The sequence below is a fragment of the Pseudomonas sp. LBUM1672 genome (assembly GCF_059695655.1).
The window spans coordinates 2,821,616-2,834,563 of sequence record NZ_CP166781.1 but is presented as its reverse complement, the minus strand read 5'-3'; the positions used below and the strand labels follow the sequence as shown (position 1 = coordinate 2,834,563).

Below are 12,948 nucleotides of genomic sequence, written 5' to 3'. Positions count from 1 at the left end.
CCGGGGTCAGAGCCAGGCGTTGATCAGGGGCGGCAGGGAAACCCCGAGCCCGGCGTTGAACAGCCAGTAGATCGGCAGCGTCAGGGCAATGCCGATGGCCAGGTCCCGCACCGGACGGCGACTGCCAAAACCCCGGGCCGAACAGGCAAACAGCAACCCGGCCGCCAGGACGAACCCGATGAGGTTGATCAGCATGGCCACGGCCACCAGTCCCGCTGTCACCCAGGCGGCCCCGAGTTTGCCGCCGGGCAGTGCCTTGGCAGACTCATCATCGTGGTCGGCCAATTCGCGAAAACCACCGGTGACGGCCTGATAGCACAGCAGCAGACCGACGACGCCGAGAAACACCGCTAACGCGTAGGGATAGACATGAGCGCCGAGGATGACGAACCCCATCTCCTCAGGAAAGCCGTAGGCGCCTAGCGCCAGTACGGCACTGATGGCGACCACGCCCAAGCCAATCGCCAGTTGTACCGGCATGATTCGACGAGACGGGTTCATTTAATCAACCCGACCTCGACCAGCATTGCACGCAACCGCACATGCTCCTGGTCGACAAAGGTGCCGAACTCATCGCCGGTCAGGACGTTGGGTGCCCATTTATTGGTCTCGACGTTCTTCTTCCAGCCTTCGCTATTGGCGGCGGCCACGACGGCGTCGGTCACTTCCTTGCGCTGCGCTGGAGTAAGGCCCGAGGCACCGTAGACACCGCGCCAGTTGCCGATAATCACGTCGTAGCCGCTCTCTTTCAGCGTCGGCGCATCGATCCCGGCAATACGCTCCGGTGCGCCGATGGCAAGCACACGGAACTGACCGTTCCTGATGTATTGGCCCAGTTCGGCATAACCACCCGTGATCACTTTGATCTGGCCGCCCAGCACCTGAGCAACGACTTCCCCCCCGCCGGCGAAGGCGACGTAATTGACCTTATTGACAGGGATTCCCATTTTGCTGGCCAGATCGGCGATCCCGATGTGATCGATCGAGCCCTTGGAGCCACCGCCCCAGGTGATGCTGGACGGTTTGTCCTTGAAGGCTTTGAGCAAGTCGTCCAGGGTTTTGAACTCGGACTCCTTGCGTACCGCAATCACGTTGTATTCGGTAAACAGCCGGGCGATCGGAGTCACGTCCTTCAGGGTGATTTGCGGCTTGTTCTGCTCAATACCCGCGACCATGATCGCGCCGACCACCAGCAGCGCATTCGGATCGCCCTTGGTGCTGTTGGCAAATTGCGCCAGCCCCAACGTCCCGCCTGCCCCGCCCTTGTTCTCGAAGGTGACGGATTTTGCGGCTTTGGCCTCGACCAGGGCTTTTCCCAGGTCCCGTGCGGTCTGGTCATAGCCGCCACCGACGGAGCCTGGGGCCATGAACTTGACGGTGTCCAGCGCAAACGCCGGCGTAGTGAGCGCGGCAGCCGTCATGGCCACTGCAATGGAGCGACGGAACAAGGCGAGCATATGGAGTCTCCCGATATTATTTTTGTGGGTGCCGATTGAATCTCGCTCAGGAGCAAACCCTGCTCACTGAACATGCGTCTGTGAACAAGCGTAGGCCATGCTTCAGTTTGGTGACGCCCTTCGCTCAGCTGAATGCTTTACGAGATCCTTCGGCGGCGTGACGATCAGGCTGTAGACCGTCAGGTAACGTTCGTGGTCCTGCTCACCGGTGCCGAAGCGGATGGTTTCCGGCTTCGAGGTGGTGACGTAGAGCGTGCCGAACATCCAGTCCCAGAGAGAAAGGTTGATTCCAAAGTTCTTGTTGATGTATCGAGGCGCGTCGCTGTGGTGAGTCTGATGCTGGCTTGCTCGCGAAGAACGATAACGCGGTGTACTTGCAGTCATCCGGTTTTGGCTTGATATGGCTCCGCTATGTGTAAGCCCCCACCACCCGCTTCACTTTCTCCAGCGCCACGCCAAGCGCGCCCATGTCTACCGAGCCCAACGCCAGGCGGATCGCGTGGGGCACATGGACAGAAGTCGCGAACGGTTCTGCGGTCGATACCGCGACGTGCTCACGCATCAACGCCATGGCGATCTGGTCGGCCCGCGCGTCTTCCGACAAGGGCAGCCAGATGAAGTAGGAGGATGGATGGCGCACGAAGTGCAGGCCGGCCAGGTGCTGGTCGGCTATGGCTTGCCGGGCCTGGGCGTCTGCGCGCTTTTGCGCCTCAAGCAGGCTGACGGTTCCATCATCGATCCACGCGCAGGCAATCGCCGTCAGCACCCCGGGGGTATTCCAGGTGGTCGCCCGGATCGTACGCTCCAGCGCAGGCACCGTTTGCAGGGGCGCTGCAACAAATCCGACGCGTAGCCCGGTGGCGACGCTCTTGGAGAATCCTGAAACGTACAGCGTTCTTTCAGGCGCCAGTTGCGCGATCGGCGGCAGCGAATCCTCTGCCAGAAACGCGTACGCCGCGTCCTCGATGATGTGCAGGTCGTGCTTGCGCGCAATGGCCACGAGGCGCTCACGTTGATCGGCGGCCATCACCCAACCCAGCGGATTATGCAGCGTCGGCATGGTGTAGACCGCACGCACGGAACGACTTCGGCAGAGTTTTTCGAACGCCTCCAGATCCGGCCCGGTGTCGGTGCCGGGAATGGGCACGACTTCAAGGTGCAGCGTTTCGGCCAGCACCTTGAACCCCGGGTAGGTCAAGGCATCTGCCGCGATCACATCACCGGGTTGCAGCAATGCCATCAAGGCCACCGTCAATCCGTGCTGAGCGCCACTGACGAGCAACACCTGCTCGGCCTGCACCGTCAGCCCCCGCGCAACCAGATGACGCGCGACCGATGCCCGCTCGTGCGGGCGCCCCGCATGCGGCTGGTAGCGCAGATGGGATTCCAGGTCGCCGGACAACGCGAGCTGACGCAAGGCATTGCGCAGCAGATCGGCCTGCCCCGGCACGGACGGATAGTTGAAATTGAGGTCGATCATCCCCGCCGCAACGTTGGGCTGATGAATGCCCTGGCTGGGCGGCAGCGAAGTCTCCCGAACAAAAGTCCCGCGCCCCGTTTCACCGCTGACCAGGCCCATGGCCTCCAGCTCTGCATAAACCCTGCTGGCAGTGACCAAGGCCAATCCATGGCTGGCGGCAAGCAGGCGATGCGTGGGCAAACGCGTACCGGGCGGCAAACGCCCTGAACGGATATCGGCTGCAAAGGCATCCACCAGCGACTTGTACCGGGAGCGAGGCATATGGGAAATGTATCCATGACAATTTTTTGATTGTATCGATAGTCGGTCATACGATGCGCCTCATGCAACCCGACTGAGTGAACCCAAAATGGAACGTGCATCGAAGCTGCAAAACCAGACCATGGAAAAGAACACCAGCGGGTTGATCAATGGACTCATCGGTGTGCTGATCTTCAGCGGTTCGCTGCCGGCGACACGAGTGGCCGTCCTTGAATTCGAACCGGTCTTTCTGACCGTGGCCCGCGCCACCATCGCCGGCGTGCTGGCACTGTGCATTTTGTGGCTGTTCAAGGAACAGCGTCCGGCGCGACACCAGTTACTGCCCTTGGTCATCGTCGCGTTGGGCGTGGTGATCGGGTTTCCGCTGCTGACGGCGCTGGCACTTCAGTACGTGACGTCCGCGCATTCCATTGTCTTCGTCGGCATGTTGCCGCTTGCGACCGCCGCGTTCGGTGTACTGCGCGGTGGCGAGCGTCCCCGTCCGGCGTTCTGGTTCTTCTCGATCCTGGGCAGCCTGCTGGTGGTCGGGTTCGCCATTTCCCAAGGGCTGACCGCCTCCCCGGCCGGCGACATCCTCATGCTGCTGGCCATCCTTGCCTGCGGCCTCGGTTACGCCGAAGGGGCGAAGCTGTCCAAAACCCTGGGCGGCTGGCAGGTGATTTCCTGGGCATTGGTGTTGTCGTTACCGGTGGTGGCGCCGCTGACCTGGTGGCTGACGCCCTTTTCGTTCTCCGGCATCAGCGCGCCAGCCTGGTGGAGCCTCGGGTACGTGTCGCTTTTCAGCATGCTGATCGGCTTCGTATTCTGGTATCGCGGACTGGCTCAAGGAGGGATTGCCGCGGTTGGACAGCTTCAGTTGCTGCAGCCATTTTTTGGCTTGGCGCTGGCGGCTACGTTGCTTCACGAGCAGGTTAGTCTCGGCATGCTGGGGGTTACTGTTGCGGTGATTTTGTGTGTGGTGGGTGCGAGGAGGTTTGCGAAGTAACGCCGGTACCCGGCAAAGCCCGCAGGTCTTTCGGCTACAAAAAACCCCAGTGATCGGCAGACCACTGGCGTTTTCTTCGCGCTAAAACGTCGCGACGTCTCTGCTATGCCATTTCTGGCCCTGATAGATAGCCAAACATCAGTTCCCCATTACCACCGTAGACCACCCCTACTTGGGCAGATCAACTTTATCCAACACCCGGTTCGCGGTGATCTCCGCCATCATGATGCTGTTGGAAATACCCAACAGCGCGTAACGCGATTCACCCTCCAGATGATCCACCAACTGGTGCACCATCACATCGACCGAGGCCAGTGTCTCGACCAGATAAACCGCCAATGTTTCGACCGTGGCCTCGGGATCTACGGAAAACAGGCTGCTGCGGGTTCGCGGGATGGCTTTGATGTCGGCGTTCGACGGGAAGTGGTAGTCGAGCGCTCGCTCGGCGGCATCGTTGAGTTTTTTGGAATCGGTGGATTCGTAGGGGGAAACGTCGTCCGTTTCCGGGGGATTGGGCGTGGCTTTGAACATGGTGTTGCTCCTTGATTAGTGGAGCCGCCACCGCTCGCGGTCAAACGAATAGAGGTGGCAGCTGTACGCGGGTTGACCGACCGGAAATCAAGGCATCCGGCACACCCGAAGATGTCCCACGCACAGCCACCGCAAAAAAGCCGGACGCTTTTCTTGGGCACTGGTACGCCTTGATTGAATCGGACGGTCAAATCCGGACGCTGAATTGGCAGCGACCCGGAAACGATAGAGGCCCGGCCCTAGGCGCACAAGCCGGCGGATTCTGGCGCAGCCGTAGGCAACGGCGCAAGGATTTGTAGCTTTCAGGAAGTAAACTTGATGGCGTTTAAACAAGCGCTCTCAAACCTGTTGAATGAACGGGGCGCACTCACCACGAGCAACAAAAGTGTACGGCGACTTGCGTCCACCGCTGTACGGGGAATGCCACCCGGGTCCCATGATAAAAATACCGTTCTCGTTACCAGAGACCTGTCATGGACCTCGCCACGCTGACGCTGTTTCTCCCCGCCTGCTTCGCCTTGAACATGGCGCCGGGCCCGAATAATCTGCTGTCGGTCAGCAACTCGACCCGCTACGGCTACCGCATCTCGTGCGTGGCCGGGATCGGGCGGTTGCTGGCGTTTGCCGGGATGATTGCCTTGGCGTCGGCCGGGTTGGCGGTGGTGCTGCAAACGTCCGAGTTGCTGTTCTATGGCATCAAAATTGTCGGCGCGGCGTATCTGTTTTACCTGGCGTGGCAGTTGTGGCGCGCCGATCCGGGGGCCGAGCAGGCAGTGACGCGGGCGTCGGTTGGCGTGTTGGCGTTGGCGCGACAGGAGTTTCTGGTGGCGGCCGGCAATCCCAAGGCAATCCTGATCTTCACCGCGTTCCTGCCCCAGTTCGTCGACCCGACCCGCGCGGTGGCACCGCAGTTCGCGCTGCTCGGCGCGTTGTTCCTGATGCTGGAATGGATCGCCATCAGCGCCTACGCCTACATGGGCCTGCACATGCGCCGCTGGTTTGCCGAGCCTCGGGGCAAGCGGATATTCAATCGTTGCTGCGCCGGGTTGTTGTCGGCGGCGGCTTCGGTGCTGTTGATGGCGCGCCGCGCCTGAGTTCCAGGGCAAACTTTCCGGTGGAGCCGTCGCTCAGCTCGTCTTATGCCTCGCTTCGCGAGCCATTTTTCAGAGCAAGTCTGATACAGTCGCCCCCCTTTAAATTCGTTGACAGGGAGTCAAGCATGGCAAAGCCAGCTGCACGAATTACCGACCCAACCAGTTGTCCCATCCCGGGGCACGGTTCCAAAGCTATCGCCTCCGGTTCTCCTGATGTGTTCTTCGACGGTCTTGCAGCCGCTCGCAAAGGTGACACGTGTACCTGCGGTAGTGCGCTAGCCTCGGAAGTGTCCGGCACCGTGTTTAGTGCTGAAGGGCGTAGGCATTGGGATGGAGTTCGTGCTTAAAGCGGACGAAGCTATTGACCGGGGAGCGTTCGACGCAGAGCTAAAGGAGCACACCCATTGGTACATATTCTGACTCCTGCGGAACGAGCAAGCATCCAGATCGCACTGGCAGAGGCTTTTGTAGACAGCTCTGTCGACTACGCCTCTATCGCAGAAAGAATCCGGGGCTATGACCCAAAGGTCGTTGAGGAGATCTTGTACTCAGAGGTCGCGCCTGTGTGTTTCAGCAACCTTGAAACGCCCGTCCCTCCTGTCTGGACTGGTTTTAAGGATGAGTGGTTGTTAGATGAAATAACCAAAGAGCTAAAAGCGCGAGAAAACAGTTGGCTACGACGTAGATTCGACTTGTTAAAAGTTGCATGGCTTCGCTACAGCTACGGTTACATTTGGAAGGAGCTCATGAAATTTCGTGCTTAACAAGAACGAGGCGATAAGCAACATGTGACCGGGGGAGCATTTGACCAGCGATAAAGCCGGCCGGTCTTGCTGCCAACAAAAGCCCCCAGTGATCAGCAAACCACCGGGGGTTTTCATCGCGTTTGAAACGCAGCGAGTCGCTGCTATGCAACTTCTGGCCCTGATTAACAACCAAACATCAGTTAGCCACTCTCCACAGCAAGCGGCACCTACTTGGGCAGATCAATCGTATCCAACACTCGATTCGCTGTGATCTCCGCCATCATGATGCTGTTGGAAATGCCCAATAAGGCGTAACGCGATTCACCCTCCAGATGATCCACCAATTGATGGACCATCACATCGACCGAGGCCAGGATCTCGACCAGATAAACCGCCAGGGTTTCGGCGGTGGCCTCCGGGTCTACGGAAAACAGGGTGCTGCGTATTCGCGGAGTGGCTTTGATATCGGCATTTGACGGGAAGTGGAAGTCGAGCGCCCGTTCCGCAGCCTCGTTGAGCTTCTTTGAATCAGGTTCGTATGGGGAAACCGGATCGGTGACCGGCGGGTTTGGTGTGACTTTGAACATGGTGAAACCTCGTTTACTGGTGAAGCTGCCACGTTCGTTTCCAAGCGAAGGGGTGGCAGCTGTACGCGGGTTGGAAAACCAGGGTAAACGAGCCCGGCAGACCTATAAGGTCTCCCACGCACAGCCGCCATAACGCAATGCACTTAGTGCGAAAAAAATACGTTATGAAGAGGTGCTTTCGTGTCGTTTACCCGTCGAGTTTCCAAGCCCGACCGCTGAATGATCAGCGGCACGGAAACGATAGAACCAAGGGCTACGACACACAAGCCGGCGGATTCTGGCGCAGCCGTAGGCAACGGCGCAAGGATTTGTAGCTTTCAAGAAGTAAACTCGGCGGAGTTTAAACACGCCCCCTCAAATCATGTTGAATGAGCGGGCGCGCACTCACGAAAAGCAACAAAAGTGTACGGCGACTTGCCTACACCACCGCACGCGGATGAAGTCACTATTTTGCCGGAGCAATAAAAATGCGAACCAACCTGCAGGCCCGCGTCCCCTTCAAAGAGCTAATTGAAAAATACCTGAAGGGAAGTGAGCAACTGATGTCTGACCTAGGCTGAGTAAGCCAAAACATTCCGGAGTGGAAGCGGCTAACAAGGGTTATGACACACTCTGGGCCAGAAGCGGTCACTCGCAGAGCCTTTGGGGTAGTGTGTCGAATTGAACCATTGAAGCTTCACCCCCCTTCACTTGAGGATCTCTAATGACAAACCAATCCGCTATTGTCGAGGTGGTTCAAGAAACCGATCCTATGCTGCTCAGATCTTTGAATGACCTTCTCCCACAGCTTTCCAGAAACGCTCAAGCGATGACAATGGAAGATTTGGAGCAGATTGTGGATTCAGAGTGCTCCGATTTATTGGTAGTGAGAGCGGCAGGTGGAGGAAGCATTTTGGGGGCGCTAACCCTAATTCATTTTCGCATTCCGACAGGCATTCGTGCCTGGATCGAAGACGTCGTAGTAGATGCCAGTGCTCGAGGTCAAGGGGTCGGCAAAGCACTCATACAAGCAGCAATAGAAATAAGCCATGACCTCGGCGCGAGAACTCTGGATTTAACCTCCAATCCAGATCGTGAATCTGCCCATCGTTTATATGAGGGGGCAGGATTTTCGGTCCGTACAACAAAGGTCTACCGACATATCAAATGACTAATGGATAGTCCTTCCACGCATGGCGATCACTCTTGCGTGCAGGAGCGTCCGGAATGGCTGCTTTCGGCCTGCGGATTTAGCAAATCTGTTGCATCGACAGGTTGAATCCACAGCCCAAAAGCAGCCATTGGAATATCATCCCTGCCATGAGACAAAGACCGGGAGCCCTGCGAACCACCCATACAATCAAGGAGAGCTGCACATCATGGACGAAGCCATTATTTACCGAGCAGCAACGGTAGAAGACGCATTGAGCATTTGTGAGTTAGGACAATTGCTTAACGCGGTGCACCACGCTGCCCGCCCCGATATTTACGCGGCTGCCACCCAAGACTTTTCGCGCGATCTTCCTCACTGGCCAGGTCTTTTCGAGAAACCGGGTCAGGTTGTATTCATCGCGAATGTCGGTCACCAGGCCGCAGCCTTCATAACCGCCAGCTTGTCGGCAAGCTCTGGGCCGCTGATGCAACCGCTGAATGTTGTTCGCATTGGATCGGTATGTGTTGCCGAGCAATTTTGGGGGAAAGGTATTGGACGTATGCTTATTCAGCTCGTTAAAAACTGGGCTATCGAAAATGACGCCCAGGACTTGAGGTTGTCCGTCTGGCCGTTCAATGCACGCGCTGCTCGCATGTACACAGAGTTCGGGTTTGAAACTCGTGCTTTCGAGATGGGAATGCGTCTGTAAAGGCGATCCCCCTAAAGGTCAAAAGAGGCTCGAGGGACTTCTGCTGGGTTCATAACTGACAGCTCTGGGCCAGAAGCGGTCATCCAGGTTGAGCGCTATCCAGAATGACTTTGGCCTCGATTTCAAATCTGCTCAACAACGCGGCACCATCCGTAACACCAAGAATCTCATCGATCGCGGCGATTTTCCGAGTTGCGTGGTCGATCTGAAATTCAGCGTTGCTGTATGCAGCCTCCGCCTCATTGTGGAGTGCATAGGCCATATGCGCCGCGACACGGACGCTCATTGGAGCATCGACATCGCTGCCCAGATAATCAGCAAGCAATGTCCTGATCTCAAGCAATGCGAGGGCGAGTAGCCTGGTCTGGTCAGTCAGCATAAAAGGATCCTAGATATTGCAACGAGTGTGCGAAACGAATTTCGCGAGGTTATATAAACTCGCAGACAGGCAAAAGCAAAAGACCGCTTCGGGTTGTTTGCGGCCCGTCGCAACAGGCAGAAATCGGCCAGAAGCGGCCATTCGGGAACCTCTACTAGCTCGGAGATAGCTCATGCCCTGGTAACTCGGTCATACAACCTAAATCACCATGAAGCTAGTGCACGCCGTCTTGCCACTGCTAAGTTTTCCTTTCACGCTGATGAAATGTCGCCAAGTAAGCAAACACTCATCTGCCGGAAATCCTCGAAAAACTTTACGAAAATGAGCTCGCGCTTGCCAACGCCATGAGGGGTTATTGCAAGGATTGCAGGTCGCATGCAGGGGGTATTGGAGCTATAGAAACCTGACGGCGCTTTGGCATTGATCCGGTCGAGTTTTTGGGTATCGCGAAGCATGTGCAGCAAGAGAGCCTTATTAAAAACTAATGAGACCCTTGAAATCGAGAAACACAAAGCCCACTAGGAATATTTGAGATCTAGGTAATTCACTTGCCTATCTCGTGTTAACCCACGAGATGCCATCAATTTAGAATTCACAAATATCAACTATACAGTTTCTACCCTTGGATTTTGCGTGATAGAGCGCACTATCTGCAGAGACTAACAACTGCTTGAGAGTGGATCGCGATTCATTCATCGACGCACATCCAATACTGACGGTGATTTTAATTCCCTCGCCACCAGCATCGACACTAGATGCCTCAATGCTGCTCCTGAGTCGCTCTGCAATAACGGACGTCTCGAGGTTGTTGGTATTGGGCAGCATAATCACAAACTCTTCTCCACCGAACCGGGCTATAGTGTCCGCGGGCCGAAGAACCCCCTCGGAAACTTTAACAATTGACTTCAGAACTTCGTCGCCAATCGGATGCCCCCAACGATCATTAACAAGTTTGAAGTGGTCAGCGTCTAACATGATTATCGATATTGACTGCCTATATCGAGTTGCTCGAGCAAACTCTTTCTCCGCAAGGTTGAAAAAATGAGCCCGGTTAACTGCACCTGTGAGGTGATCTTTAGTTAGCAAGTCAGCAAGATTCTCGCTCGACACCTTTCGCTCGGTAATATCCCGAAACACCACAGTATATCCAGAGAACTCATCATCCTCTTCACGCAAAACGGCGATCATTGCCTGAGCAAAAAAATTGTGTCCCGATTTGTGTTGGCAATAATAGTCTCGTGAATGCCAACCTTCCTCACGTGCGAATGCCAGATGTTCACCTAAAACGTGCACATCCATGGCGGAAAGATTACAGAAGTGGCGCAACGTCTCACCTATAGCCTCAGATTCCGAGTATCCCGTCAAACGCTCTGCTGAGGGACTCCACCTATTAATCTCTCCCTGCTTAGTCAAACCGAGGACTGCGAAATCGTTAACAACAGTATAAATGGCGTCAAGCCATGAGTCGGTCTGCCTTAGCCTCCTTTCAGTTGCAACTTGGCAAGAGATATCAGTCAGAACTGTTATCAAAACATCGTCGTTGACCTTCACAATAGTACATGACAGTACAACACCTCCGTCGGCTGCGGACGTCACGTGAATTCTATGATTTACACATATTGATCCGCATGACTCCCTAAAACTTGTCACAAGGTTACGTAATTCAGGCGCAACGGAAGCAAGTGTTTCAAACAGATTCTCAAGGCCAATAGCTTTAACCAATGGCATCAACAATTGTGTTGCCATAGGATTAAGCATATCAATTTTTCCGCTGGGGTTGGTTCTTACCAGTCCTACGGGTGACAGATACATGAATGAAAGTAACGCTTCGTACTCTGACTCGATTGAGTCATTATCCTGCTCAATGCCACTCATTTTTATGCCCATTCAACCAGTAGGAAGCGGGTGTTATTATTGATTTTTTTAAGTAGTCTTAATCTGACGGGGATTGGCCGCATTCGAAGCGCCAGAACGTAAGAAATAATCACGTCTAACTCAGATTCATTCTCAAACCTTTGAGCGACCATGGCGTTATTCAGGCAGGGTGCAATTTCCACAAATAAATTTTTACCTAAAACACGTGCCTGTCGCAAGCCCGCACTTGTAGCTTCAAAAGTATTGTAAACCGTTACTTCTGAAGCGTCGTTAAAACCAATTATGCCGAAGTTTAGAGTATCCAGTTGGTCAGGCGCATCCAATAATGATTGTATCGATGCTTCTTCGAACGTAAGATTCATTTCTATTCACTCGCTAAGTTCGATATCAATTTGAGCACTTTCTGCCAGACTATCTTCAGTCAACTTTTGATGCAGGGTGCTCACCCTTTCCGCAACCAATATATGACAAGGACCAATTGCAAATTATTATTCTATGTTTTATCGGTCCAGTGGATAATGGCGGCGATGTCGCGGCTGTTATCTTAGCCAAATATTAAATGTGATCGATAAGACTTTGTGGATTTTTACTTATATCCAAGCGCTTGGATCGATGGAAGCCATTGATTTAAATGCAGGTTTGGCGAACCAAAAACCTTGCATTAGAAAAATTCCGCAGCCGGCAAGAAAATTCCGTTCTTCCGAATTTTCTATACCTTCAGCAATGATTTTTACATCTAGATCGGCGCACATTGTAACAATGCCACGCACGATAGCCTGGCGAGCGGAGTCAAGATGAATATTGCGCACCAACGCAAGATCCAGCTTAATAAAATCCGGCTGAAAATCTGCTAATAAGTTTAACCCTGAATAACCCGCACCAAAGTCATCAATTGCCGTTTTGAATCCAAACTTTCGGTATTTTGATAATATATTGGTTAGGTGGTGATTGTTATCAACATATTCGCTCTCAACCGTCTCGAAAATCAACCGATCGAGGGGGAAATTATTAACTCGTGCAGCTTCGAGTGTGCTTCGAATGCACAGTTCTGGACGGTAGACAGCTTTGGGTAGAAAGTTAATCGATAGATGTTGGGTCATGCCAAGCTGCGCTGCAGTAGAAATAGCCCGAACGCGGCACAATTGATCGAATTCATAGCGATTCTGATCGTTGACTTTCTCGAGCACTGACAGCGCGCCTTCACCGTTGAGGCCCCGAACTAATGCTTCATGTGCAAAAATCGACTGATCACGTACGTCCACGATCGGCTGATAAGCGAAGGTGAAATCTAAATCCAGTTCTAAGGAGCTTTTGCATCCTTGGCAACCACTGGGCGAAGTCAATGAGTTCGGGAAAACGGTCACGTCGCACTCCAAATAGTTGGATATTATTTATATTATTTAGTTAATCCTGAACGTTGGAGTGAATAGTGAAATCACTCAGAGTGCCTTACTTAGCTTTCCACTGGAGAATCGGAGTGTAGCAGTCTATTGCTGATTATTTTTTGCAGCGCGGCAAATATGTGTTTTTTAGCCAAAAGTATAAGATGATGGTTTTCGGAGGGTGTTGGCACGCATTTTGTTAGCTTCCTCACGTTGTCCGATCTCGAAGTATCCTGAAGGCGTAAATGGAGGGAACCAGGGATCGTAATTCGGATGAGTTCAGACAACACTAAGGGAGGGGCGATGGATATTCATTTGCCAAGCGGGCTA

Annotated in this window: 15 protein-coding genes and 1 pseudogene; 6 read left to right on the top strand and 10 right to left on the bottom strand. The window is 54.3% G+C overall.

Annotated features, from left to right (window positions below):
• Window positions 1–6 precede the first annotated feature (6 nt).
• From ACA053_RS13010 to ACA053_RS12995, 4 genes are all read right to left on the bottom strand, one after another.
• Entirely contained in the window at window positions 7–501 is a 495-nt protein-coding gene (locus tag ACA053_RS13010) for a tripartite tricarboxylate transporter TctB family protein (RefSeq protein WP_497395824.1), read from the bottom strand.
• On the bottom strand, window positions 498–1,457 hold the full coding sequence (locus ACA053_RS13005) for a Bug family tripartite tricarboxylate transporter substrate binding protein (protein WP_497395822.1): 960 nt from the start codon (window positions 1,455–1,457) through the stop codon (window positions 498–500). Before ACA053_RS13005 ends, ACA053_RS13010 begins: the two co-directional genes overlap by 4 nt.
• Window positions 1,458–1,559: 102 nt before the next feature.
• Window positions 1,560–1,859, bottom strand: coding sequence for a sterol desaturase family protein (locus ACA053_RS13000; RefSeq protein WP_497318232.1), 300 nt, complete (start codon window positions 1,857–1,859; stop codon window positions 1,560–1,562).
• Between the two features lie 7 nt (window positions 1,860–1,866).
• Entirely contained in the window at window positions 1,867–3,198 is a 1,332-nt protein-coding gene (locus ACA053_RS12995; RefSeq protein WP_497395820.1) for an aminotransferase-like domain-containing protein, read from the bottom strand.
• An 88-nt stretch (window positions 3,199–3,286) separates the two neighbouring features.
• Between ACA053_RS12995 and ACA053_RS12990 the strand changes: the two genes are divergently transcribed.
• On the top strand, window positions 3,287–4,183 hold the full coding sequence (locus tag ACA053_RS12990) for a DMT family transporter (RefSeq protein WP_497395818.1): 897 nt from the start codon (window positions 3,287–3,289) through the stop codon (window positions 4,181–4,183).
• Window positions 4,184–4,351: 168 nt separating this feature from the next.
• Here the strand turns inward: ACA053_RS12990 and ACA053_RS12985 are convergent, their stop codons facing one another.
• Window positions 4,352–4,714, bottom strand: a complete 363-nt coding sequence (locus ACA053_RS12985; protein WP_497317667.1) for a DUF6124 family protein — start codon at window positions 4,712–4,714, stop codon at window positions 4,352–4,354.
• A gap of 473 nt (window positions 4,715–5,187) precedes the next feature.
• Between ACA053_RS12985 and ACA053_RS12980 the strand changes: the two genes are divergently transcribed.
• The 3 genes and pseudogenes from ACA053_RS12980 to ACA053_RS12970 all read left to right on the top strand — a co-directional run bounded on the left by ACA053_RS12980 (window position 5,188) and on the right by ACA053_RS12970 (window position 6,572).
• Complete coding sequence (locus tag ACA053_RS12980; protein WP_109630464.1) at window positions 5,188–5,808, top strand: LysE family translocator; 621 nt, start codon at window positions 5,188–5,190, stop codon at window positions 5,806–5,808.
• A 125-nt stretch (window positions 5,809–5,933) separates the two neighbouring features.
• A pseudogene (locus ACA053_RS12975) lies at window positions 5,934–6,113 on the top strand (PAAR domain-containing protein); the annotation flags it as partial.
• Between the two features lie 99 nt (window positions 6,114–6,212).
• Window positions 6,213–6,572 carry a DUF7079 family protein gene (locus ACA053_RS12970; protein ID WP_497317665.1) on the top strand — a complete coding sequence of 120 codons (360 nt, stop codon included), beginning with the start codon at window positions 6,213–6,215 and terminating at the stop codon, window positions 6,570–6,572.
• 209 nt (window positions 6,573–6,781) lie between these two features.
• Here ACA053_RS12970 and ACA053_RS12965 read toward each other — a convergent pair whose 3' ends face one another.
• A complete protein-coding gene (locus ACA053_RS12965) occupies window positions 6,782–7,141 on the bottom strand; it encodes a DUF6124 family protein (RefSeq protein WP_497317663.1) in 360 nt (119 codons plus the stop codon).
• A gap of 703 nt (window positions 7,142–7,844) precedes the next feature.
• Here ACA053_RS12965 and ACA053_RS12960 point away from each other — a divergent pair.
• Window positions 7,845–8,291 (top strand): GNAT family N-acetyltransferase, encoded by a 447-nt coding sequence (locus tag ACA053_RS12960; RefSeq protein ID WP_497395816.1) that lies wholly within the window; start codon window positions 7,845–7,847, stop codon window positions 8,289–8,291.
• 208 nt (window positions 8,292–8,499) lie between these two features.
• Complete coding sequence (locus ACA053_RS12955) at window positions 8,500–8,982, top strand: GNAT family N-acetyltransferase (protein WP_497395814.1); 483 nt, start codon at window positions 8,500–8,502, stop codon at window positions 8,980–8,982.
• A 79-nt stretch (window positions 8,983–9,061) separates the two neighbouring features.
• Here the strand turns inward: ACA053_RS12955 and ACA053_RS12950 are convergent, their stop codons facing one another.
• The 4 genes from ACA053_RS12950 to rimA form a co-directional block, all read right to left on the bottom strand.
• Window positions 9,062–9,361 carry a hypothetical protein gene (locus ACA053_RS12950; protein ID WP_497317659.1) on the bottom strand — a complete coding sequence of 100 codons (300 nt, stop codon included), beginning with the start codon at window positions 9,359–9,361 and terminating at the stop codon, window positions 9,062–9,064.
• Window positions 9,362–9,946: 585 nt separating this feature from the next.
• The gene (locus ACA053_RS12945) at window positions 9,947–11,236 is read right to left on the bottom strand and encodes a sensor domain-containing diguanylate cyclase (protein ID WP_497395812.1); all 1,290 of its coding nucleotides are present in this window, start codon (window positions 11,234–11,236) and stop codon (window positions 9,947–9,949) included.
• A 2-nt stretch (window positions 11,237–11,238) separates the two neighbouring features.
• Window positions 11,239–11,598, bottom strand: a complete 360-nt coding sequence (locus ACA053_RS12940; RefSeq protein ID WP_497395810.1) for a hypothetical protein — start codon at window positions 11,596–11,598, stop codon at window positions 11,239–11,241.
• Between the two features lie 228 nt (window positions 11,599–11,826).
• Window positions 11,827–12,600 carry a S6 modification regulatory phosphodiesterase RimA gene (gene rimA, locus ACA053_RS12935; protein WP_109630437.1) on the bottom strand — a complete coding sequence of 258 codons (774 nt, stop codon included), beginning with the start codon at window positions 12,598–12,600 and terminating at the stop codon, window positions 11,827–11,829.
• Window positions 12,601–12,948: the final 348 nt, after the last annotated feature.

Coding starts and splice junctions, on each gene's coding strand:
- ACA053_RS12940 (WP_497395810.1), bottom strand. CDS start 11,598: ATGAATCTTACGTTCGAAGAAGCATCGATACAATCATTATTGGATGCG.
- ACA053_RS12945 (WP_497395812.1), bottom strand. CDS start 11,236: ATGAGTGGCATTGAGCAGGATAATGACTCAATCGAGTCAGAGTACGAA.
- ACA053_RS13005 (WP_497395822.1), bottom strand. CDS start 1,457: ATGCTCGCCTTGTTCCGTCGCTCCATTGCAGTGGCCATGACGGCTGCC.
- ACA053_RS12980 (WP_109630464.1), top strand. CDS start 5,188: ATGGACCTCGCCACGCTGACGCTGTTTCTCCCCGCCTGCTTCGCCTTG.
- ACA053_RS13010 (WP_497395824.1), bottom strand. CDS start 501: ATGAACCCGTCTCGTCGAATCATGCCGGTACAACTGGCGATTGGCTTG.
- ACA053_RS12990 (WP_497395818.1), top strand. CDS start 3,287: ATGGAACGTGCATCGAAGCTGCAAAACCAGACCATGGAAAAGAACACC.
- ACA053_RS12960 (WP_497395816.1), top strand. CDS start 7,845: ATGACAAACCAATCCGCTATTGTCGAGGTGGTTCAAGAAACCGATCCT.
- ACA053_RS12965 (WP_497317663.1), bottom strand. CDS start 7,141: ATGTTCAAAGTCACACCAAACCCGCCGGTCACCGATCCGGTTTCCCCA.
- ACA053_RS12995 (WP_497395820.1), bottom strand. CDS start 3,198: ATGCCTCGCTCCCGGTACAAGTCGCTGGTGGATGCCTTTGCAGCCGAT.
- ACA053_RS12985 (WP_497317667.1), bottom strand. CDS start 4,714: ATGTTCAAAGCCACGCCCAATCCCCCGGAAACGGACGACGTTTCCCCC.
- ACA053_RS12950 (WP_497317659.1), bottom strand. CDS start 9,361: ATGCTGACTGACCAGACCAGGCTACTCGCCCTCGCATTGCTTGAGATC.
- ACA053_RS12955 (WP_497395814.1), top strand. CDS start 8,500: ATGGACGAAGCCATTATTTACCGAGCAGCAACGGTAGAAGACGCATTG.